At 54.6% G+C, this 19,081-nt stretch carries 22 protein-coding genes and 1 pseudogene; 11 read left to right on the forward strand and 12 right to left on the reverse strand.

What is annotated here, in order from left to right:
* From eutB to ehuR, 7 genes are all read right to left on the reverse strand, one after another.
* Nucleotides 1–990 (reverse strand): hydroxyectoine utilization dehydratase EutB, encoded by a 990-nt coding sequence (gene eutB / locus AC2FH9_RS03960; protein ID WP_496870879.1) that lies wholly within the window; start codon nucleotides 988–990, stop codon nucleotides 1–3.
* A 20-nt stretch (nucleotides 991–1,010) separates the two neighbouring features.
* Complete coding sequence (gene eutA, locus AC2FH9_RS03965; RefSeq protein ID WP_496870882.1) at nucleotides 1,011–1,775, reverse strand: ectoine utilization protein EutA; 765 nt, start codon at nucleotides 1,773–1,775, stop codon at nucleotides 1,011–1,013.
* An 8-nt stretch (nucleotides 1,776–1,783) separates the two neighbouring features.
* Nucleotides 1,784–2,221, reverse strand: coding sequence for a universal stress protein (locus tag AC2FH9_RS03970; RefSeq protein ID WP_496693013.1), 438 nt, complete (start codon nucleotides 2,219–2,221; stop codon nucleotides 1,784–1,786).
* Between the two features lie 12 nt (nucleotides 2,222–2,233).
* Nucleotides 2,234–3,520, reverse strand: coding sequence for a TRAP transporter large permease (locus tag AC2FH9_RS03975; protein ID WP_282027707.1), 1,287 nt, complete (start codon nucleotides 3,518–3,520; stop codon nucleotides 2,234–2,236).
* 2 nt (nucleotides 3,521–3,522) lie between these two features.
* Nucleotides 3,523–4,095 carry a TRAP transporter small permease gene (locus AC2FH9_RS03980; protein ID WP_282022053.1) on the reverse strand — a complete coding sequence of 191 codons (573 nt, stop codon included), beginning with the start codon at nucleotides 4,093–4,095 and terminating at the stop codon, nucleotides 3,523–3,525.
* Nucleotides 4,096–4,232: 137 nt separating this feature from the next.
* Nucleotides 4,233–5,324, reverse strand: coding sequence for a TRAP transporter substrate-binding protein DctP (gene dctP / locus AC2FH9_RS03985; RefSeq protein WP_496870884.1), 1,092 nt, complete (start codon nucleotides 5,322–5,324; stop codon nucleotides 4,233–4,235).
* Nucleotides 5,325–5,347: 23 nt separating this feature from the next.
* Nucleotides 5,348–6,742 (reverse strand): MocR-like ectoine utilization transcription factor EhuR, encoded by a 1,395-nt coding sequence (gene ehuR / locus AC2FH9_RS03990; protein WP_496749258.1) that lies wholly within the window; start codon nucleotides 6,740–6,742, stop codon nucleotides 5,348–5,350.
* 143 nt (nucleotides 6,743–6,885) lie between these two features.
* Between ehuR and AC2FH9_RS03995 the strand changes: the two are divergent.
* A pseudogene (locus AC2FH9_RS03995) lies at nucleotides 6,886–7,142 on the forward strand (site-specific integrase); the annotation flags it as partial.
* A 160-nt stretch (nucleotides 7,143–7,302) separates the two neighbouring features.
* Entirely contained in the window at nucleotides 7,303–8,250 is a 948-nt protein-coding gene (locus AC2FH9_RS04000) for a DMT family transporter (RefSeq protein ID WP_496870887.1), read from the forward strand.
* A gap of 103 nt (nucleotides 8,251–8,353) precedes the next feature.
* On the opposite strand, the gene AC2FH9_RS04005 is transcribed toward AC2FH9_RS04000, so the two are convergent.
* Nucleotides 8,354–8,749: a hypothetical protein gene (locus tag AC2FH9_RS04005; RefSeq protein WP_496870889.1), complete on the reverse strand. Its 396-nt coding sequence runs from the start codon at nucleotides 8,747–8,749 to the stop codon at nucleotides 8,354–8,356.
* A gap of 367 nt (nucleotides 8,750–9,116) precedes the next feature.
* Between AC2FH9_RS04005 and AC2FH9_RS04010 the strand changes: the two genes are divergently transcribed.
* Genes AC2FH9_RS04010 through AC2FH9_RS04025 form a run of 4 tightly spaced genes read left to right on the forward strand, consistent with a single transcriptional unit; the run spans nucleotide 9,117 to nucleotide 12,309 of the window.
* A complete protein-coding gene (locus tag AC2FH9_RS04010; RefSeq protein ID WP_496701222.1) occupies nucleotides 9,117–10,328 on the forward strand; it encodes a caspase family protein in 1,212 nt (403 codons plus the stop codon).
* Nucleotides 10,322–11,164: a M15 family metallopeptidase gene (locus AC2FH9_RS04015; RefSeq protein WP_496702270.1), complete on the forward strand. Its 843-nt coding sequence runs from the start codon at nucleotides 10,322–10,324 to the stop codon at nucleotides 11,162–11,164. Before AC2FH9_RS04010 ends, AC2FH9_RS04015 begins: the two co-directional genes overlap by 7 nt.
* 46 nt (nucleotides 11,165–11,210) lie before the next feature.
* Nucleotides 11,211–11,600 (forward strand): hypothetical protein, encoded by a 390-nt coding sequence (locus AC2FH9_RS04020; protein ID WP_496693006.1) that lies wholly within the window; start codon nucleotides 11,211–11,213, stop codon nucleotides 11,598–11,600.
* The gene (locus AC2FH9_RS04025; RefSeq protein ID WP_496701225.1) at nucleotides 11,584–12,309 is read left to right on the forward strand and encodes a hypothetical protein; all 726 of its coding nucleotides are present in this window, start codon (nucleotides 11,584–11,586) and stop codon (nucleotides 12,307–12,309) included. The genes AC2FH9_RS04020 and AC2FH9_RS04025 overlap by 17 nt, the downstream gene beginning before the upstream one ends.
* Before the next feature lie 712 nt (nucleotides 12,310–13,021).
* On the opposite strand, the gene AC2FH9_RS04030 is transcribed toward AC2FH9_RS04025, so the two are convergent.
* Nucleotides 13,022–13,357 (reverse strand): hypothetical protein, encoded by a 336-nt coding sequence (locus AC2FH9_RS04030; protein WP_496749264.1) that lies wholly within the window; start codon nucleotides 13,355–13,357, stop codon nucleotides 13,022–13,024.
* 87 nt (nucleotides 13,358–13,444) lie between these two features.
* Between AC2FH9_RS04030 and AC2FH9_RS04035 the strand changes: the two genes are divergently transcribed.
* From AC2FH9_RS04035 to AC2FH9_RS04050, 4 genes are all read left to right on the forward strand, one after another.
* Complete coding sequence (locus AC2FH9_RS04035; RefSeq protein ID WP_496749265.1) at nucleotides 13,445–13,876, forward strand: c-type cytochrome; 432 nt, start codon at nucleotides 13,445–13,447, stop codon at nucleotides 13,874–13,876.
* 10 nt (nucleotides 13,877–13,886) lie between these two features.
* Entirely contained in the window at nucleotides 13,887–14,228 is a 342-nt protein-coding gene (locus AC2FH9_RS04040; RefSeq protein WP_496749266.1) for a copper resistance CopC family protein, read from the forward strand.
* On the forward strand, nucleotides 14,225–15,097 hold the full coding sequence (locus AC2FH9_RS04045; protein WP_496749267.1) for a CopD family protein: 873 nt from the start codon (nucleotides 14,225–14,227) through the stop codon (nucleotides 15,095–15,097). The genes AC2FH9_RS04040 and AC2FH9_RS04045 overlap by 4 nt, the downstream gene beginning before the upstream one ends.
* Before the next feature lie 77 nt (nucleotides 15,098–15,174).
* Nucleotides 15,175–15,543: a c-type cytochrome gene (locus AC2FH9_RS04050; RefSeq protein WP_496749268.1), complete on the forward strand. Its 369-nt coding sequence runs from the start codon at nucleotides 15,175–15,177 to the stop codon at nucleotides 15,541–15,543.
* Between the two features lie 79 nt (nucleotides 15,544–15,622).
* Here the strand turns inward: AC2FH9_RS04050 and AC2FH9_RS04055 are convergent, their stop codons facing one another.
* Nucleotides 15,623–16,714 (reverse strand): NAD(P)/FAD-dependent oxidoreductase, encoded by a 1,092-nt coding sequence (locus AC2FH9_RS04055; RefSeq protein WP_496749269.1) that lies wholly within the window; start codon nucleotides 16,712–16,714, stop codon nucleotides 15,623–15,625.
* A gap of 87 nt (nucleotides 16,715–16,801) precedes the next feature.
* Here AC2FH9_RS04055 and AC2FH9_RS04060 point away from each other — a divergent pair, with 87 nt between their 5' ends.
* Nucleotides 16,802–17,161, forward strand: a complete 360-nt coding sequence (locus AC2FH9_RS04060; RefSeq protein ID WP_142637835.1) for a winged helix-turn-helix transcriptional regulator — start codon at nucleotides 16,802–16,804, stop codon at nucleotides 17,159–17,161.
* A 53-nt stretch (nucleotides 17,162–17,214) separates the two neighbouring features.
* Here AC2FH9_RS04060 and AC2FH9_RS04065 read toward each other — a convergent pair whose 3' ends face one another.
* Nucleotides 17,215–18,525 carry a TRAP transporter large permease gene (locus AC2FH9_RS04065; RefSeq protein WP_496702282.1) on the reverse strand — a complete coding sequence of 437 codons (1,311 nt, stop codon included), beginning with the start codon at nucleotides 18,523–18,525 and terminating at the stop codon, nucleotides 17,215–17,217.
* On the reverse strand, nucleotides 18,522–19,061 hold the full coding sequence (locus tag AC2FH9_RS04070; protein WP_142637832.1) for a TRAP transporter small permease subunit: 540 nt from the start codon (nucleotides 19,059–19,061) through the stop codon (nucleotides 18,522–18,524). The genes AC2FH9_RS04065 and AC2FH9_RS04070 overlap by 4 nt, the downstream gene beginning before the upstream one ends.
* Nucleotides 19,062–19,081: the final 20 nt, after the last annotated feature.

The raw sequence follows: 19,081 nt of genomic DNA on the forward strand, positions 1-19,081 counted from the left end.
CTACCCCTCCGCCGTCACATCTACATCTTCGCCGGAAATGATCCGGTGATGCAGCTGCATGTCGATGTTTTGCCCCGAGATCAGCGCGACGCACCGACCTGGGTCTTTGATTTTTCCCGCCAGAAGCGCGGCAATGCCGACGCTGCCGGACCCTTCAATGATCTGACGTTCCTGCCAATAGGCGTGACGGATGGCAGCAGCAATCTCGGTCTCGGTCACAAGAATCAGATCATCAACAAAGGCACGAGTCATGGCAAAAGTGTGCTGGTTGTCCAATCCAACCCCACCGCCCAGCGAGTCGGCCAGTGTCGACAGTTCTTCGACCAGAACCGGTTTCCCCGCCTTCTGGCTTTCATACATAGCCGCCCCGCGCTCCATCGAAATTCCGATAACGCGGACCTGCGGATTAACCGCCTTCATCACCATCCCGACGCCGGAAATCAGCCCGCCGCCCGACAGCGGCACCAGAACCGTTTCAAGATCCGGGGATTGTTCCAGCATTTCCAGTGCAACGGTGCTTTGCCCGGCAATGATATCGCGATGATCAAACGGGGGAAGCATGACCATCCCATCGGCGACCAGCCTGTCAACTTCTACCTGTGCGTCATCCTGAGAACGCCCGACAATGCGCACCTCTGCGCCTTGCGCCTTGATGCCGTCCACCTTGTTTTGCGGCACCAGTTCCGACATGCAGATGATACACCGCACCCCGGCCTGTTTCGCCGCATAGGCCAGCCCACGCCCGTGATTGCCGGTCGAGACGCCGACCACGCCCTTGGCGCGCTGCGCATCACTGAGCGACAACACAGCATTGGTTGCCCCCCGCAGCTTGAAACTGCCTGTGATCTGGCCTTGTTCTAATTTCAGGTGAATATCGCCCCCCGTGGCTTTGCTGAGCGTGTCTGACGACACCGTCGGCGTGACCCGGATCGACTGTGCGATCCGCGCGCGCGCAGCAAAACTATCCTGAAGTGTGATTTCAGAGCTCATCTCTTGTCCTGACTTTTTTCCTATTTACTGAACAACATACCGCCCGCGGGATAATCCGAAGTAATCCCAAGATGCCTCATGCAGCGCCAAACCATCGCCTGATTGGAGGTAACAACCGGTTTGCCAAGCCGGGCCTCCAATTGTGCGACACATGGGGCGGCACGCACCGCCGTACAGGAAATAAAAAGCGCATCAGCATCGGGATCGCACGCAGCAACACCACCTTCGATAATGCTGTCCAGTGAGACGCGCGCCATGTCGCGATCATCGGACAATCCAAAGCAAACAGCGTTCACCACGTCGAGGCCGTGTTGCGAGAAATAGGTGACCAGAGAATCCGTCACATCCTGCGTATAGGGCGTAAGAACGCTTACTTTTTTTACCCCCAAAGCCTCAAATGCATCAAAGGCAGCCGAGCTGGGTGTGACGCAAGGCGTGCCTGGCTTTGCGCTGTTCATGTGCTCGGCCACTTTGTCGTTCCCCAACACTACCGAAGCTGCAGTGCATCCATAGACCAATACATCTAGCGCCTCGCCAGGCAGGATCTCTGCTGCGGCATCGGTCAGCAGCGGCCCTGTCTTCAAAAGGCTTTCATGTGTGGTTGGGTTTTCAAACCCGATCCGGTTTACATATACGCCCACATCATGCCCTTGCAGAATGCGTGCGAAGTCAGTTTCCGTCGTATGATCCGTTGCCAGCGTGACCAACCCGATACGATGTGTGACAGGGCGGGCATCCAGCGCGAGAGCCACAGACGAAGTCGAAGATTGTATATCCAAAGCCATTGCCATCCTCACACCACCAGAACCGGGCATTGCGCAAGGCTGGTCACCTTGTGAGAGACGCTGCCCAGCAAATAGCCCTCAATCGATCCCAATCCCCGGCTGCCCATGACGATCAGGTCATTCTCATGTTCTTTGGAAAAGCTGACGATAGTCCGCGCCGTTGGCCCGCCTTTGACAAAGGCCCGGATGTTCTCGCACCCCGCCTCGCGCGCAATGGACGCGCCGCGTTCAGCAGTTATCTTTGCGTGATCGCGCATGATCCCGTCAATATCATCGGGCTTTTCTGCATCAATGACATACATCGATCCTTCCAGTATCGAATGATGACGGTAGAGCGTCAGTACCAACATTTCCGCATCACACAACCTAGCCAATTCAGCGGCTTTGCGAAGGGCGGCCTCTGATCCTTCAGACCCGTCAAAAGCAGCGAGTATTGATTTGAACATTTGTCGCTCCTTTTATTTGTTAAATGCGATGTCGCGCAAAAACAGTGCCACCTGCGGGAAGAAGATCATCAAGACCGAGACACTCAAAAGCATGATCACGAAAGGCGGCGTTCCTCTGATTACTTCCAGATAGGGACGTTTGAACACCGCTACCGCCGTGAAGATATCGCATCCGAACGGCGGGGTGGCCGAGCCGATGGCGGCCTGCAATGTGATCAAAGTGCCGACCAGAATTGGGTCCAGCCCGGTTTTCTCGACCACGGGCGCAAAGATCGGAACAAAGATCAAGATGACCACGATGGGATCCACGAACATACAACCGATGAAGAACGCAATCGCAATTGTGAATAGGACGCCGATCTGCCCCATTTCATCAATGCCAAGAGCGCCCAATATCTGTTGCGGTATCTGCGCGAATGACAGAACCCAGGCAAAGGCAGCACCTGCACCCACCAAAATAAAAACCACCGCCGTTACCATGCCCGTTGACAGGGCAACCTGGTATAGACCGGTGATTTTCATTGTTTTGAAAATGAAGACTTCCAGCAACACCGCATAGGCCACGCTGATTGCTGCGGCTTCGGTCGGGCTGAAAACGCCGAAGAAGATGCCGCCGATGATCAGAACCGGGAAACCCAGCGGCCACAAGGCCCGTTTCACCGCTGCCGCGCGTTCGCACCATGTGGCGGCCGGTTCAGTGGGGACGTCATTTATTTTGGCGTAGATCATACTGTAGACCGAGAACATGAACAGGATTAACAATCCGGGCCCGATGCCCGCGATGAACAGTTCAGGGATGGAGGCCTTGGCAACTACACCGTAGATGATCATCCCAATACTGGGTGGGATCAGGAACGCGATGTCACTTGAGTTGACGATCAGGGCCAAAATGAAAGAATCCTTGTAGCCACCTTTCAGCATTCGGGGCCTGAGTGGCGTTCCCACCGCAACGACCGTGGCTTGGGTGGACCCGGACACGGCACCGAACAATGCGCAAGCCGCAGCTGTACTGACGGCCAACCCCCCTCGAACATGGCGAACAAAGGCCATGACCATATCAATCAGCCGCCCTGCGGACTGGCCACGTGTCATGATATCCGCTGCCAGAATGAACATAGGCACGGCGATCAATGAAGAGGGCCGGATACCACCCAACATTTGCTGAATCATAAACTCAGTTTTGTCGATTGTGCCAAACAACTCGATCACGCCGATGAACGCGCCGGCAATGAGGGGTACCATCATCGGGAAACCCATAAGCAGCAGGACAACCATTGCGGAAAACATCAAGAGTGCCATGGTTAAAGCTCCACTTCCAGTTCCCGCGCATCTGCTTCTCGCAGATCAGTTGACAGATAGATTTCAGGTTCCTGAAGGTTTTTGATGAAAGTGAGCGCGTATTGAACCCCGGTGACAAACAGCCCAATCGGCACCCAGAGGTAGCTGAGATAAACAGGGAATCCGAGGGCAGGATAGACCCGCCCCTTGGCGTACATGCTGATGATGTATTGCACAGCGTACCACGCCAAGAGCAGCAACAGCACAGCGGTGACTCCCGTGACTACAACCATCAAGATTTTTCTGACCCGTTCGGGTAACGCGTCTGAGATGGCGGACATGCGGATATGCCGACCATGGCGCGCAGCGTAGCCGATACCAGCAAATGTCACCAACAATATGAATATACTGTTCAACTCTTCGGCGAATATAATGGAGTGGTTGAAAACAAACCGGCTGATGACATTTGCGATGGTGTTGACTGCCATCAGAATGACGCCTGTGGCCATGATCACCCGCTCAAGCGCAGCGATCCCCTTGTCAATGCCATCAACAATTCCGGCAAGGCCCGACTTTTTCTGCGTCGTTTCGCTCATATTCCCCCCGAACATTCGCAATATAGGCTGATCGCCGGTTACTATTTCCAAATTGCAGGCCCGAACTATGGTTCTGGGCCTGCACCGATTTTTCAGATGAACACATCGCAAACGTGATGGATGCCTGTGGCAAAGCGCTACTGCTGCGCAGCCGCTAGATCCTTCTTCATTTGCTCGAGGATGGCAGCGCCACGTTCGCCCGCTCTTTCGACAAAGGCTGCTTCGACCGCTTTTGCACGTTCTTTAAAGGGTGCACGCTCTTCCTCGGTTAGCCGGTTTATTGTGTAGCCCGGATTGCTCTCCTGAATTTTTGCCAGACCGGTTGCATCCAGTTCGACGGCAACATCAAGAATATAATCGAGTGCGACTTGCGACGCATTCTGAACAAGTTCTTTGTCCGCATCGCTTAGCGCGTCGTAAAACTCAGCATTTGCCATCACAGCAGTCGTGTACTGACCATGTCCGGTATAGGTCATCACATTAGTCAGGTTATCCAGATCATAGGCCTCGATCCAAATTGCCGGGTTTTCTTGCCCGTCAACCATTTTAGTTTTCAGTCCGCCGATCAGCTCGCCCCAAGGCATTGCAATCGGGGAAGCGCCAAAGGCCGTGTAAGTCTCCAAAAGCAATGGTGAGGTCATGGTCCGAATTTTCATACCTTCCAAATCGGCAGGTGTCCGAAATTCCTCCATTGTGGTGACCACCATTTCACCTTCCGGGAACACCGACAACAATTCCAGTCCCTGTTCGCGATAGATGTCGTGGAACATCTCATTCACAGCGACGCCTTCTTTGAAAAACTTGCGCACGACTTGAGGGTCCGTCGGCTGGATATATGGCACCAGAAAGGCTTCGGCCTCTGGGATCAACGCACCGGTGAAACCTGGAGATTGATCAATGAACTGCAGCAATCCAGCCTGGGCCTGCTCCATGGCGTCGGCCGATTCACCAAGCGTACCCACAGGATAAATCTGGACTGTGTGATCCGAGTTGGCTTCGATTTCCTCTTTGAACTTGGTGGCGTACAGGCCTTGCGGATCTGTCAGCCCCTCTTCCATCGCATAGCGCCAATTGTCCGCATAAGCGGCAGTTGAGGTTAGCAATGCAGCAGCAAGGGGTGCGCAGACGCGCAGGGCAAAACGTGCAGTCTTGGTCATCATATCCTCCCAGATATCACCTTCTTTGTTAGTGATGTTCCACCACATCCCGAAGATTGTACTGCGAGTCAATTATTATATTGTTGCGCTACATTCTAATAAGCGAATTGCGGCAAAGGCTCGCGTGGGCGCAAAAGTAAACCGGCCAGAAGCTTCAGAGCTTGGCGAAAACGTTCGATTTCGCGAATGCTTCCCACCGAAATGCGCACTGCATTTGTTGCGGTAGCCTTGGGAGAAAGGAATGGGCTTTCAGGGGACACCGCAACATTTAGTTCGCGGGCATGGGCGACAAAACTGTTGGAATCCCAATCTGGAGGGAGCTGCAACCAAAGATGCAAACTGGCCGGATGGCCCGTCCATTTAAAACCAGCAAGCTCTTGCGTTGCTATATGATACCGCTTGGCAATTTCCGCGCGCTGCCAATCCGCCAGCGCTTGTGCTGTGCCATCTTCCACCCAGCGTGAGGCAAGTTCGCAGATCAGCGGCGTTGCCATCCAACCAAATACAATCAGTCTCGCTGTCAATGCAGGAAGCAAATGGTCCGGAGCAACGGCATAACCCGCACGCAACCCGCTGACCGTGCATTTGGTGAACGTTGTCAGGTAGACCGACAGTTCTGATGCGAACATCGAAACAGGCGGCTGGCGATCCGCTGCGACCGGACCAAACGCATCGTTTTCAATAATATGCAGCCTATGTTTGCGGGCGATTGCAGCAATTTGGCGCCGACGTTCCTCTGGCATCATATGTACATTAGGGTTGGCAAGAGATGGCAATAAATACAATGCTTTAGGGGACTTATCAACGCACGCTTTTTCCAATGCATCGGGCAGGATTCCGTGCTCATCAGTTTCAAGGCCAACATGTCGGTATCCGAAATATGCGACACTCGAAACCAAGAGGTGATGCGTGACCATATCTGACAGAATGACGTCGCCAGGACGCAATATCGCAGACATTGCTGCCGACATTCCATGCGTTACCCCGTTCGTCATGAGGACTGAATCTGCATTTGTCTCAAGGCCGCAATGTGAAAGCCATTTGACTCCCGTTTTTCGGTGAGTTTCGTGGCCTACATTCGGGCGTGTAGAAAGATATATGGCCGGGTCGAGCCCGGCATGCAAAGTCCTCAGCGTTGATTGCATCGCCTCAACATGCAGGCCATTAAACAAGGGGCGCGAAATCGACATGTCGAACAAGTTTCGAGGTTCTGACTCCAACTTGAATGGCTGTCCGTCGGTTTTGTCAGTGTCGACAACATAGCTGCCACGCCCAATCTGACCATCGATCAGGTTTTGGCGACGCAGAATGTCGTAAGCTTTGCTGACGGTATTAACGCTCAACCTCAGGTCATCGGCCAGTTTCCGGTGTGTTGGTAATTTCTGTCCCGGTGACAAACTGCCGTCTTCGATCGCGCCTGCAATCATCGTGGCAAGGCTCGTATGCAGCGGTGAACTCAGCGTATCTCGGGATGGTTTCCAATTTGTCATGCGACAATAGTAACCAATTCGAATTCGCGAACAAGCAGATCAATCACAAAGAGCTTCACAGGGGTCGGAATTACAGCTTTTTCTATGTGTCTCCCTTGAAAAGAAAGTAATTGCTGTGACCGTGGATCTATCACTTAGTTTTCCTGAAGATCTCAACACGTCAGTATGCGCGGATTGTTCGGGACTGGATGAAGCCCATTGGCTTCGAGGCCAGCGCCTAAGGAACTCCATCAATGCGCCGGACCAAAGTCACGCAGTTCTACAAGAAAAGACAGGAAGTCTTCGGGCGATTCAGTTGCTCTTGGGTCATGCAAAGATGGTAAGCACGGTTCGGCATCTGAGCGTCGAGCTTGAAGACGCCTTTGCCATCGCAGCAGCAATCGAGATCAAGAGCTTGTAGACCAATTTTGAACCGGCCATCTGCTGCTGCGCATCTCATCGAACCTGCTGTTCGTTGCTAGCGCAAATTCTAACCCACCCCCAACTCGCAAGTTGAGGGATTTTTGCTCCGCGTCGCATAGAGAACAGACACGCGTTTAGCGACGTTTCTACAAGATGAGATGTCCTCGGCTGATTCCATACCTCAATCTACGGATCGCATCCTTGCAGGAGTTGCACTGATGCTTGGATTTTGCCTCACCGCTCCTTTGCTGGACGTAGCTGCAAAACTCGCGTCGGCTAGCGTACCAATTGGGCAGATTACGGCTGCTCGCTTTGTAGTGCAGTGCGTGTTGATGGCCCCGTTCGTCTGGATAATGGGGCTGTCGTTGCATGTAGCGCGAGGCAAATTGATCGTACTCGCATTCCGCTCATTACTTTTGCTGTTCGCAACATTTTGCTTCATTGCTGCCATCCGTGTGATGCCACTCGCCGATGCGTTGGCAATCGTGTTTGTGGCCCCGTTCATTGTCTTGTTGGTTGGTAAGTTTTACCTTGGTGAAGACGTAGGTCCGCGTCGTGTCGGGGCAGCTCTTGTCGGGTTTGTTGGGGTAATGTTCGTCATCCAGCCCAGTTTCGCGGCCTTCGGCGCGGTTGCAATAATTCCGCTTGGTACGGCAGTTGCTTTCGCTTTCTACATTCTTGTGACGCGAGGATTGTCGCGTCGGATGCATCCCGTAGCTCTGCAATTCCACACTGGCCTGATTGCCAGCCTGTTTTCCATTCCAATCTTAATATTTGCGCAAGGCTCTGGTTCGGAGCTGTTCGATCCTGTTTGGCCGACAGACATCGCTTTGTTGTGGCTTTTGGGAGCTGGTTTTTTTGCAACGGTGAGCCACATGATGATGACCTATGCGCTTTCGTTCGCGCCTTCGGCCACATTGGCGCCTTTGCAGTACTTTGAGCTGCCGGTAGCGACCCTGTTCGGCTATCTTGTCTTCAATGACTTCCCGAACACGCTTAGCCTACTTGGTATTGCAATCATCATCAGTGCAGGGCTGTACATGATTCATCGCGAAAGAGTCGTAGCCAGACAATTGGTCACAGAACGTGCAGCACCCCCAATCTAAAACTACTCTCTCTCGCGGCCCATTTCAGACATTTGAGCAAAGCAGAATTTGGGATGACCGCTTCCGCCGAGTTAGCCCCGGTACATTGCACAACATCGGACGGCTACGGCCCTTCGCAAACCAGCGGGAAGGCACCGATTTCCGGAATCGTGAGCGTGCCTACAGTGACGGATTTGTCTCCTTCGACAGCGCTTATCAATCGAACAGAGGCAACGATCCGACTGTATTCGGGATCGGCGAAGTCGATTACAGTACGCATATCGACATCGGCCCCCTGTGCCACGATGATTGGTATCGCACCATCGACTTCTGTAAGGCTCCAGTGTTTGCCGTCTGCGTGAATGGTCGCGCTTACGACTGCGAGACCAGGGACAGTTCCCAATCCGATATCAAATACAGCGCCTGATCCATCAGGGGCCTCGCAATACAGCCCGACAGTTGCGAATGCCGAGGTTGCCGAGAGGAGCGCTAAGAGCGCCAGTGCAGTAGTTCTGATCATGAACTTTCCTTTTCGTTCGCAATCCGGTCAAAATATATCTTTGGTTCAAAGTTCTCAATAAGCGCGCCTGAACGCGGGTCAAAGAAGCAGAAACACCAGCACCCTCAGACCGCTACGTTGCCCCAAATTATTGGCACCGCCCGGCTGGAACTTGGCTGGTTCCAGTGAGATTCTGCGCGTCGGAGCGGACATACAACTTCAGCGCAGCAGCGAAAGCAAAGATTTGCATCATCCATTTCTCTGGATGTCGACATTGTCAAAAATGTGGAAAACGCTCGGCCCGGCTTTCTAGGTGAAGTTGGACACGACCTCACGCACACGTTAGCCTTAAATTCAGAGCGGTACGACAAACGTTAAGGAGACCGTTTTGCGTTTATTTATGTGGATCGCCGCCACACTGCTATGCGGTTCGCTCGCCACTGCCGAGGAACGGCTGGCGATGGTTATTGGGATCGACAGCTATGAAAACATTAACGACCTGCAAAAGGCAGGCAATGACGCTCGAGCCGTCTCTGCCACGCTGAGCGAACTCGGATTTGTGGTCACCGAACTGATCGACCCCGAGCGGCTGGACCTGCGGCGCGGCCTTGTAGATTTCTCTCGCCAGATCAGTCCTGGCGACGAGGTAGTGTTCTACTTTGCAGGACACGGCATCGAAGTAGAAGGTCGCAATTACCTGCTGCCCACCGACGTACCCCAAGTGCGTCCGGGCGAAGAAGATTTTGTGACCGGCGAAAGCATCGCTGCTGACCAGATCCTTGATGTAATCCAGTCCCGCGGTGCGCGCGTGGCACTGATGATACTCGATGCCTGCCGCGACAACCCATTCCCCACCCAAGGTACCCGGTCCGTGGGCCGCTCGAGCGGGCTATCGCGAATGGAACCGGCCGAAGGGGCCTTCGTCCTCTTTTCTGCCGGTACAGGCCAGACTGCGCTGGACCGACTGTCGGACAATGACCCAAACCCCAACTCGGTCTTCACTCGCTCCCTGCTGGAGCGGATGACCACACCCGGCCTACCTCTGAACGAGCTAGTGCGCCTTGTGCGGACCGACGTGCGTAAACTGGCTGCCAGTGTGAACCACAACCAGTTCCCAGCTTACTACGACCAGCTACAGGGCACATTTACCTTTGAGCGCGGCGGCCCCGCCCCGCTCCCAGTAACTGTTCCAACGCCCCAACCCTCTGCCCCTCAGATCAGCCCATGCGACGCGGCACGCGCTGACTGGGAGGTGCTACAAACCACGTCTAGCACCTCCGCGCTGGAAGCGTTCATGACCATGCACGCGGGCTGCCCCATCTATGCCGCCGCTGCTCAGGATCGGATCGACACGCTCAGTGCCGCTACCCAACCCGCCGAAAGGGCCGTGGCACCAGTGCCTTCGCCGCCCAGCACCTGCGAACAGCTTTGGTACTCGCGCAACCTCATCTTTCATAACAACGGCTTCTGCTTTCAGTCCACGCGTGCGCGGGCTGCCTTTGACACAAGCCAATGCACCACTCGAAACCCGCGCCTGACAGCAGCCGAACAAGGCGAGGTGCAGCGTCTGCAAGCGCTCGAAAGGGCCAATGGATGCTAATATCGCGGCTAGTCGCTGTCTCTCTTGCGCTTGGACTCTTGCCGAGTTTTGCGCGTGCAGATGGCTGCGTCCCCCGCGATTTTCTGGCGATGCCATTACCGCAGGGTCGGTCCGCAATCGCCACAGCACTTGAGACCGCATATCCCGGCCTGACCGTCGACGAAGCAGCGAAAACGCTAACAACGGGCGGCCAGACGCTGCCACTTGGCGCGGCTCATAACGGTCCGCCGAAGGAACGGCTGGCGAACGCCTCCATCACCGACCAGTTCGCACAGATTTATCCGCTGGCCTTTGACCTCGCGGCGCGTGACACACCCTGGTTCGATCCAGGCCGCGCCCGCAACGACGCCTTCTTCCGCGCACTTTATGGGCAAACAGAAACTCAGGTTGCCGCCCGGCTCTGGCGCGCAGAATACCAGGGGCCGAAGCGCCGCGCCCGCTTTGCCTTGAACAGCCACCACTGCGCTGCACATCAATTACAAGCGGCGTTCGATGCAATGGCTGCCAGTGGTGAGGATTTTGACCCATATTTCACCCAAGTCGGCGGAAGCTTTAACTGGCGCCGTATCGCTGGCACGCCACGGCTAAGCGCGCACAGTTTTGGTATCGCGGTCGACTTCAACACGCAGCTTGGCGGCTATTGGCGCTGGTCAGGCGCTCCTGAAGGCAACGCCGGGGCCTACGAAAATCAATACCCAGTTGCGCTCGTTCAGCAGATGGAACGCTTTGGGTTTATCTGGGGAGGCAAATGGCACCACTTCGATGGAATGCATTTTGAGTACCGACCCGAACTCATCTTATACGCACGCCTCAAAACGGGTTCACAAAACAACTGAGTCGCGCTTATCCTTGTCTGTCAAGACTCCTGGGTGGACACACACAATGAAGAACCTGACATCAGCGGCCTCCATTTGCATCGCGTGTGCCCTCGTCGCACCGCCGGTTTTTGCGGATTGCGGGTTTTGCGCCGAAAAGGTCACTTTGAACGAACTGCTCGCGAAATGCTATCTCAAGCGGCTGAACGACGAACGCTTGGCGGCATCACAGAACAACTCAGAGGTGCACCTTGTTGATTTGTCCGCATGTGGTTTAGATCGCAGTGCGACTGCGCTTCCGGACGTGCAAACCGATGGAGGGGGGCCGGTGCAGCTGGACCAGGCGTTTCTAATACCCGAACCGGCGCTTGATTGTCTTGCGCGCGAGGTCGAAACCGCGCAATTCGAAAAGGACAAAACACTGACATTTGAGGTCCGCGTTGACTGCTCCAACTGACAAACGGTCGATTAGGCGTACGCGTTCCAATGATCTGGACCCGGGCGCAGCCGAACTTTCTGGTGTTCTTGAACCTGTACAGGCGGACGAGGATGTCGAACCAGGAGACGACGGCCCGCTTGGCCGCCGCATTGCCACCGCCGACACGGCCCCCGCGCCTAAAACCGCATGGGAACGAATTGAAAGCACCTTTCGCCTTTTGTCACTGATCGCTATTGCCGCCTCTGCCGGGGTCTCGGCGTTGAACTTCTATCAGGGCTACCTCGACACAAAAAAGGAGCGCTCCATCGAGTTGATGTCGGACTGGCAGAAAACCGGTGCACGCGAAACATACACCCAACTAGGCAACGTTCTGATCCCCGCAATCAAAGCTGCGGGCGAAGTACCCGCGGACTTGCCCGAGCGAGCCCGGCAACTGGCCCGTAAGCAGATCGGGGCGAACCTATTGGAAAATCTCAAAACAGGCGATGCAGATACACTCAAAGAAATCGAAGCGCAGATCGACACAGTAGTTGTGTTTTTCAGCGAGGTTGAATTTTGTTTACGTGCCGACCTTTGCAATACTCCTTTGCTCAAAGACTATTTTGGAACAGAAGTGACCTTATTTTGGGACTATTTTCAGGCCTACGCCTTTGAACAACGCGCCGGTCTATACCCAACCTACGGGGACGCGGTAGAAGCGCTGGCAATCAGCTTTGCAAGCCCATGAACGACGTCACGAAACGGCGCATATACTGAGGACCAACTTTTCCCAATAAAGATAAGGTCGGCCCAAAAGAGACATTCCCCACCCGCGCGCGATGCTACGTTCGCAACCAGCGCTGCCCACCCCAGCCAGACACCGCAGCGCGTCAGACATGAGTTTCGCCAGAATATCGCCGGTAGCTGGCCAGACCGATGCTCTCGCCAGCAAGGGCAGTTACAACAACTGGATCAATACACAAACTCACGCGTCGATGAGAAGGTCTTGGGAAACCATATTTCCGACTTGGAGTATTTGCTGCGAGAGTGGCGAGAAGACCTCGACTATTCGACGGATTGAAATGCAGCAAATCGAACAAAGGCCAATGCACAATGCAAATACGATGTGACTAACCTTCCAGAAGATTGATGCGACCACTGAATCCCAGAGTAAGTTCCTCTACTATCCGATCGTCGGCGTTGACACTGTTGCGACCTGTGTTGCCGTTTGGCCGCTAATCAGTTGCTAGGCCCGACTGATAGAAATCAAAATAGACCCGGACTCTCTGCATTTGATGAGAATCGCGCGCCGGACAAGAGCGGGGAATGCCCCATTACGAAAATCAGCGTTGTAATTTCCTTTAGAACGGCGTGGCGCATAATGAAGCTGCAGGCGTTGTCTTGTGTGTTCCGCTGCATTAGCGTCCGGAATCATGGTCATCCGACGATACACATTTGCGCTATTGACGAGTCTTCTGGTCATTCTGGCCGGATTTGGTGGCGAGTCTCATGCCTGCGTCGGGCTTCACTGCGGGGACCATATGCAATCGGCGGAACACTCCGCCGCGGTGAAAAGCATCCCTGAAATCTCGGCCCAAAGCAGCCATCACGACACGGATAATGCCGATACCGGAGAGTGTAACCCCTTGCTTTGCCAAGCCGTCGTACTGATCTCGCAGAACAGCCAAGTCGTGTGGAATCAATATCAGCTTGACCGAGAGTTCCAGATTGGATCCCAATCCAAGTTGACTGAACCAGATAGCCCCTACAGACCCCCTGACCTTTGAATCTGCCAAGATCCGCGCGCGCCTAAGTGACCGGCCCTTGCGGCTGTTTGCGATGTGCCGCAGCACTTCCAGCTTCTACAAAGTCAGGTTCAACCCATGAAGAAAAGTCACTTGTTAATCGGCGCTTGCGTCGTCTCGGCTGTTGCCGCTTTCATAGTTTTTCGTTCAGACCCAATCGAAGAAGCCAGCCCCCAGGCGACAGTTTCAAGAGACGGCCCTGTCGCAATTCAGATGCCACCTATTGAGGGCAAAGCAGCAATCGGCCAGCGGGTCTTTGATGCCTCCTGTGCCACTTGCCACGGTGTCAATGCGGTCGGAATTGACGGCGCAGGACCGCCACTGATCCACAAGATATACGAACCTAGTCACCACGCTGATGAAGCGTTTCAGAGGGCGGTTTCACAGGGTGTAAGAAGTCACCATTGGCAGTTTGGAGACATGCCACCCGTCGACGGCTTGACGCGAGGTGACGTCGCTATGGTGATCGCCTACATTCGTGAAATACAGCGCGCCAACGGAATAAATTGAGGATAGCCCCATGAAGAAGATTGTAATGCTTATACTCTTGGCTGCGCTCCCCAATTTTGCGCTGGCGCATTCCAAGGTCACAGAAACAACACCTGCAGACGGAACCACAGTAACGACTGTGCCTGCTGAAGTTGGCCTCAATTTCTCGAAAGACATCCGGCTGACCCGGATAGAGATGGCACACGAAGAACACGGGGCAGTACGACTGGATTTGGGCGACCAGGCAAGATTTGCTCAGAAGTTCAAAATTCCACTGCCAGGCAATGGCGCGGGCACCTATGTCATCGAGTGGCGCGGTTTAGGTGAGGACGGTCATGCGATGCAGGGCGCGTTTACCTTTACTGTGGAATGAGCATGCCAGACATCTGGGGAATTGCTGCAATCCTCGCAAAGCTAGCACTCTATATCGGCTTTGCGGGGGCCACTGGCCTTGTGGTCGTTAAGTGTCTCTATTCCAGCTTGGTCACACCGATAAGCCTGGCGATGAAACGCCAATCCATGGCCTTGGCATGGCTTGCTCTCATTGCAACGGCACTGGGATTCATGCTTCGTGGAGCCCTCTTGACGGGCGGAGCGGATGGGCTGGTCGACCCCGAAATGCTTGGATTACTCTGGCAGACATCCGTAGGCGATGTATTTGTTTTTCGAGTGATGGGCGCAGCAATGATCCTTGTCGGATTGTCTGTTCCGCGCTTTGGTTTAGGGATCGCACTTGTGGGTGGCACGATGGCTCTGTGGTCCTTTGCACAGATCGGGCACCTATCGGATCTGGAGAATTTTGGTACCAAACTCTTGTTACTAGCACACCTGCTCTGTGTAGCCTTCTGGGTAGGCATCTTCAGCCCGCTGCGGAGTATGGCTCTTCAACCTGAGCAAATTGCAGACGCCGCTGCACTTGGGCATAGGTTTGGCCAAGCTGCGACACTGATGGTACCCGCATTGATTGCCGCAGGTTTCTGGATGGCTTGGTTGCTTGTTGGTGATCTCCGAGCGCTCATCTCCACTGGTTATGGGCAGGCCCTGTTGCTCAAAGTACTATTTGTAGGGCTGCTATTGATCCTAGCCGCCGCGAACAAGCTTCGATTTGTTCCGGCAATGCTGGACGGAGATACCAAGGCAGCGCAGCACCTCGCCCGATCCATCGAAGTTGAGGCGCTGATCGTTCTGGCGGTGCTGACAACTACGGCGACACTAACAACCGTTCTGACGCTTCCGAATTGAGGTGGGTGGAGATGACCAGGCACTTATTTATATTGGTCCTATGCAGCATTTATTCCAGCGTTGCCGCGGATCATACGTTGACAGACAGAGACGTGGCGAATGGACAGAGGCTCTACGTAGATCAATGCGCCGCGTGCCACGGCGTTAACCTGGAAGGCCAACCCAACTGGCAAACACCGGGTGAAGACGGTGTGATGCCTGCGCCACCACATGACGTGACCGGGCACACATGGCACCATGATAGCCTGCTTTTGTTTGACTACACCAAATTCGGCGGTGCAAAGACACTGGCCGCACGCGGCGTCAAGAATTTCAACGGTGGCATGCCGGGTTTCGACGGCACTTTGACTGATGACGGCATATGGGATGTTCTAGCTTATATCCGTTCCACATGGCCGAAAGATATTCAGCAGGTACAAGCCAGTCGCAACCTCGCACACGACTAGAGGCAGGCCAACACGAATGTCACAGATATCATCCGAGTGGGATGCCTGAACGTTGGCAAATCGCAATGCTCAGTAGGAACTATTTTCCCGAGCTCGAAATCCCAAAAGCCTTTCGATATTTGGGAATGAAAATATCTTTCCCCTTTATCTTGCGTGTGATCCAGTCACCCACTGTCACAAAAAGCCAGCTGCTGCCGATGACCGGCCCAAGGGGCACCAGAATGGGTGCTTTTTTCCAGGGCGCGTAGGGTTTCTGACTTTCGACGGGTGCGCCCTCGATTACTTTCTTAAGCGTTTTGATCAGCCACGGATTCTGCCGTGCCGTTGCTACGATTGTCATTCCGTCGCCAATGTCGGCAATGTCACCGCCGACGAAGACATTCGGATAGCTTGACGGTCGCAACCATTTGTCGGTTTTGACCCTACCCAATGCATCAGTCGACACGCCCGGAAGGCTTTGAACCAAAGACGATTGGGGTTTCGATCCAACCACCGGAAATATAAGATCTGCCGCAATCACCCTACCGTCGGTCAAGCTCACGGATCCTTCGTAGGGCCGATCCAAATGGCGTAAATCCTGCGCCCTCTGGCCGAGAATGACAGTGACGCCCAGCCGTTCCAATTTACCTTTGAGCTGCGCGCCTAGCTTGGCCGGGTATTTGGGAAACAAGGTATCATCCGACGAAACCAGGGTGATGGATTTACCCGGATGTGCCGAGGCGGTTTCGCCCGCAAGCTCTGTCCCGACAGCGCCTGCCCCTACGATCACAACTGAATTCGCCTTGGCCAGTTGCGCGCTGACGTCTTTGCTCGCTTGCTGAAAATCCGCAATGCTGCCACCCGACGGCTTGAACGGCGCTGCATAGGATGATCCGGTGGCGATCAGGATATAGTCCGCCGGAAAGACAGCTCCAGATTCTAAAGTGACCTCGGTTTCAGAAACCGAAACGGCGCGCCCGCGCACGACCTTACCCGATTGCAGCAGATTGTCGTATGGCAGGATGATCTGGTCCAGCAAGGCGGGTTCAACCAGCGCGCGGATCGCTGCAGGCGGATGCACGAACGCTTCGCGTTGCTCGATCAGGGTGACGTCCGCGCAAGCGTCCAGTTCCCGGGCAACTTCAAACCCGACATAGCCCCCGCCAATGATCACAATTTTCTTCTTCGCCATTGGGTCCCCCCGTTGCGGCATAACGTTCTGACCCCTATCTAAAATTGCACGTTCACACGAACAAGTACGGTCATCTAGGATACTGCCTTGAAACATGATGAGTTAGAGGATCATTGTCAGATCGAAGCATTGATCTCGGCAATCTCAGGTCGATGGAAGCTGTTGATCATCTACTGGCTTTCGCAGGGGGACTGCCGGTTCAACCAGCTTCAGCGAAACCTCGGACGCATCACGCATCGAACGTTGACGCGCCAGCTGACCGAGTTGCAGACGACGGGCTTTGTCTCTCGCAAAGACTTCAAGACCATACCGCCGCATGTCGAATACAGCCTCACACCTCTGGGTCAAAGCCTGCTTCCACTGCTGTATGAGATGCATCAATGGGCGGCGCAGAATGCGGACAAGTTACCGGAACCGAAAGATCTTTCGAAACAACTAGGGCGATGACCTAGCCCATTGAACAGGGCCAGGCATCTGAAGGGGCAAGACCAAGATCTATGTCAAAGCCCGACCAATATCTCTGGCAACCATGTCGCCACTTCGGGGATCAGGATGATGACCACAAGAACCAGCATTTGCGCCCCTACAAAGGGCAACACGCCGCGATACATCTGCCCATAGCTCATGTCACGCGGAGCAATTGATCGAAGATAGAAAATCGACGGTGCCATTGGCGGTGTCAGATACGAAGTCTGAATCACCACTAGAACCATCATGGCAAACCAGATCGGATCAATTCCGGCGGATTTCACGATCGGGGCAAAGATCGGAATGAAAATCAGAACGATCGACACCCAGTCCAGTACAAAGCCCGCGAAAAAGACCACCAACAAAAAGAATGCGATGATACCGGCATTGCCATACCCGATCCCGGCAACGGTATCGCGCACCAGCTGTCCGCCACCGGTGACCGCAAAGATGCTGGTGAACATCGTGCCTCCGGCCACGATCAACATGATCATAGCGGTGATGCGCAGGGTCACATTCAGTGCCTCGGACATCAGTTTCAGGTTTAGTTCCCGAAACATCAAAGCCAACAGGATCGTACCGGCGGCCCCGACTGCGGCAGCTTCGGTGGCCGAGGCAACACCGGCCAGAAGCGAGCCCAGCACCAGGACAATCAATGCCAGCGGGGGCAACAATGCCGTCAACGTCACCTTCATCTTACGACCGGTTGGCATCGCGCGCTCTGCCTGTGGCAACGGAGGAGCGTCAGCAGGTCGGACCATGCTGCGCACCAAAATATAAAGCACGAAGAATACCACCATCAGCAAGCCGGGCAGGATAGATGCGGCAAACAGCTTGCCAATCGACAGCTGCGCAATCGACGCATAGACGACCACAATGACCGAGGGTGGAATTATTGTCCCCAGTGAGCCCCCTGCACAGATTGTTCCCGCGATGAGGTCATTACGATAACCCGCTTTGGTCATGGCTGGGATGGCCATCAACCCCACAACTATCTCGACCGCGCCTACAACGCCGGATGCGGCGGCGAAAACCGCGCACATTGCAATCGTCGACAGCGCCAATCCACCGGGCAAGCCGCCCAGCCACAACTGCAGTGCAAAGAACAGGCGTTTCGCGATCCCCGAACGCTCAAGTATCGCCCCCATGAAAATGAACAGAGGGATTGCTGCCAGTACGAAATTCGAAGCCGTATGAAGCAGCGGACCATAAAGCTGCAAAAAGATCAGCTCACCGAACACCATGTAGCCAAAGGCGACGGAGATGATGATGAGCGAAAAGGCCACCGGCACTCCAGCAAAGACCAGCACAAAAAGGGCTGCAAACATCAGTAATGGTGTCATTGGTTTTCTTCCATGCCGTCCAGTTCGCCCGGTGCCTCACCAGGGTTCTTGCGCCCCGAAAGCAACTTGATCGCCTCAGCCAGGAATTGCAGCGCCAAGGCCGCCAGACCAACGGCGATGACCGTGTAAAACGGCCAGACAACCGGCGCCCAGGGGCTGACGCTTTCGACCTCTCCGGTGATCAGTGCTTTCCAGGCCTTTTTGCTTGCAACCCAGGCAAAGATGGTCGTGATCGGTGTCATGACCAACAGAAAGACAGCACCATTCAACAGCTGCTGCGCCCGCATCGGCATACGCTGAGACAGAAAGTCGATCCTGACATGCACGTCACAGCGCAGGGCATAAGCCGCCCCAAGCAGAAAAACCGAACCGTTCAGCATGTACGAGATATCAAACGCCCAAAGCGTCGGCGCACCAAACGCATAGCGAGCAACAACCTCGTACAGCATTGCCACGATCAGGGCAAAAATTACGCATCGACCCAGCAGGGCCAGCGCCCCAGCAATCGCGTCGATGACTCTGAGAATAGTGGTCATGTATGTCCCCGGAAACGGAT

This window comes from Ruegeria sp. CDSC081 (genome assembly GCF_059610485.1).

Bases quoted from the DNA above. Each gene is read 5' to 3' on its own strand.
- eutB (WP_496870879.1), bottom strand. From the start codon at position 990: ATGAGCTCTGAAATCACACTTCAGGATAGTTTTGCTGCGCGCGCGCGG.
- AC2FH9_RS04005 (WP_496870889.1), bottom strand. From the start codon at position 8,749: ATGATCAGAACTACTGCACTGGCGCTCTTAGCGCTCCTCTCGGCAACC.
- AC2FH9_RS04015 (WP_496702270.1), top strand. From the start codon at position 10,322: ATGCTAATATCGCGGCTAGTCGCTGTCTCTCTTGCGCTTGGACTCTTG.
- eutA (WP_496870882.1), bottom strand. From the start codon at position 1,775: ATGGCTTTGGATATACAATCTTCGACTTCGTCTGTGGCTCTCGCGCTG.
- AC2FH9_RS03980 (WP_282022053.1), bottom strand. From the start codon at position 4,095: ATGAGCGAAACGACGCAGAAAAAGTCGGGCCTTGCCGGAATTGTTGAT.
- AC2FH9_RS04055 (WP_496749269.1), bottom strand. From the start codon at position 16,714: ATGGCGAAGAAGAAAATTGTGATCATTGGCGGGGGCTATGTCGGGTTT.
- AC2FH9_RS04045 (WP_496749267.1), top strand. From the start codon at position 14,225: ATGAGCATGCCAGACATCTGGGGAATTGCTGCAATCCTCGCAAAGCTA.
- AC2FH9_RS03970 (WP_496693013.1), bottom strand. From the start codon at position 2,221: ATGTTCAAATCAATACTCGCTGCTTTTGACGGGTCTGAAGGATCAGAG.
- AC2FH9_RS04070 (WP_142637832.1), bottom strand. From the start codon at position 19,061: ATGACCACTATTCTCAGAGTCATCGACGCGATTGCTGGGGCGCTGGCC.
- ehuR (WP_496749258.1), bottom strand. From the start codon at position 6,742: ATGACAAATTGGAAACCATCCCGAGATACGCTGAGTTCACCGCTGCAT.
- AC2FH9_RS03975 (WP_282027707.1), bottom strand. From the start codon at position 3,520: ATGGCACTCTTGATGTTTTCCGCAATGGTTGTCCTGCTGCTTATGGGT.
- AC2FH9_RS04035 (WP_496749265.1), top strand. From the start codon at position 13,445: ATGAAGAAAAGTCACTTGTTAATCGGCGCTTGCGTCGTCTCGGCTGTT.
- AC2FH9_RS04000 (WP_496870887.1), top strand. From the start codon at position 7,303: ATGTCCTCGGCTGATTCCATACCTCAATCTACGGATCGCATCCTTGCA.
- AC2FH9_RS04040 (WP_496749266.1), top strand. From the start codon at position 13,887: ATGAAGAAGATTGTAATGCTTATACTCTTGGCTGCGCTCCCCAATTTT.
- AC2FH9_RS04065 (WP_496702282.1), bottom strand. From the start codon at position 18,525: ATGACACCATTACTGATGTTTGCAGCCCTTTTTGTGCTGGTCTTTGCT.
- AC2FH9_RS04020 (WP_496693006.1), top strand. From the start codon at position 11,211: ATGAAGAACCTGACATCAGCGGCCTCCATTTGCATCGCGTGTGCCCTC.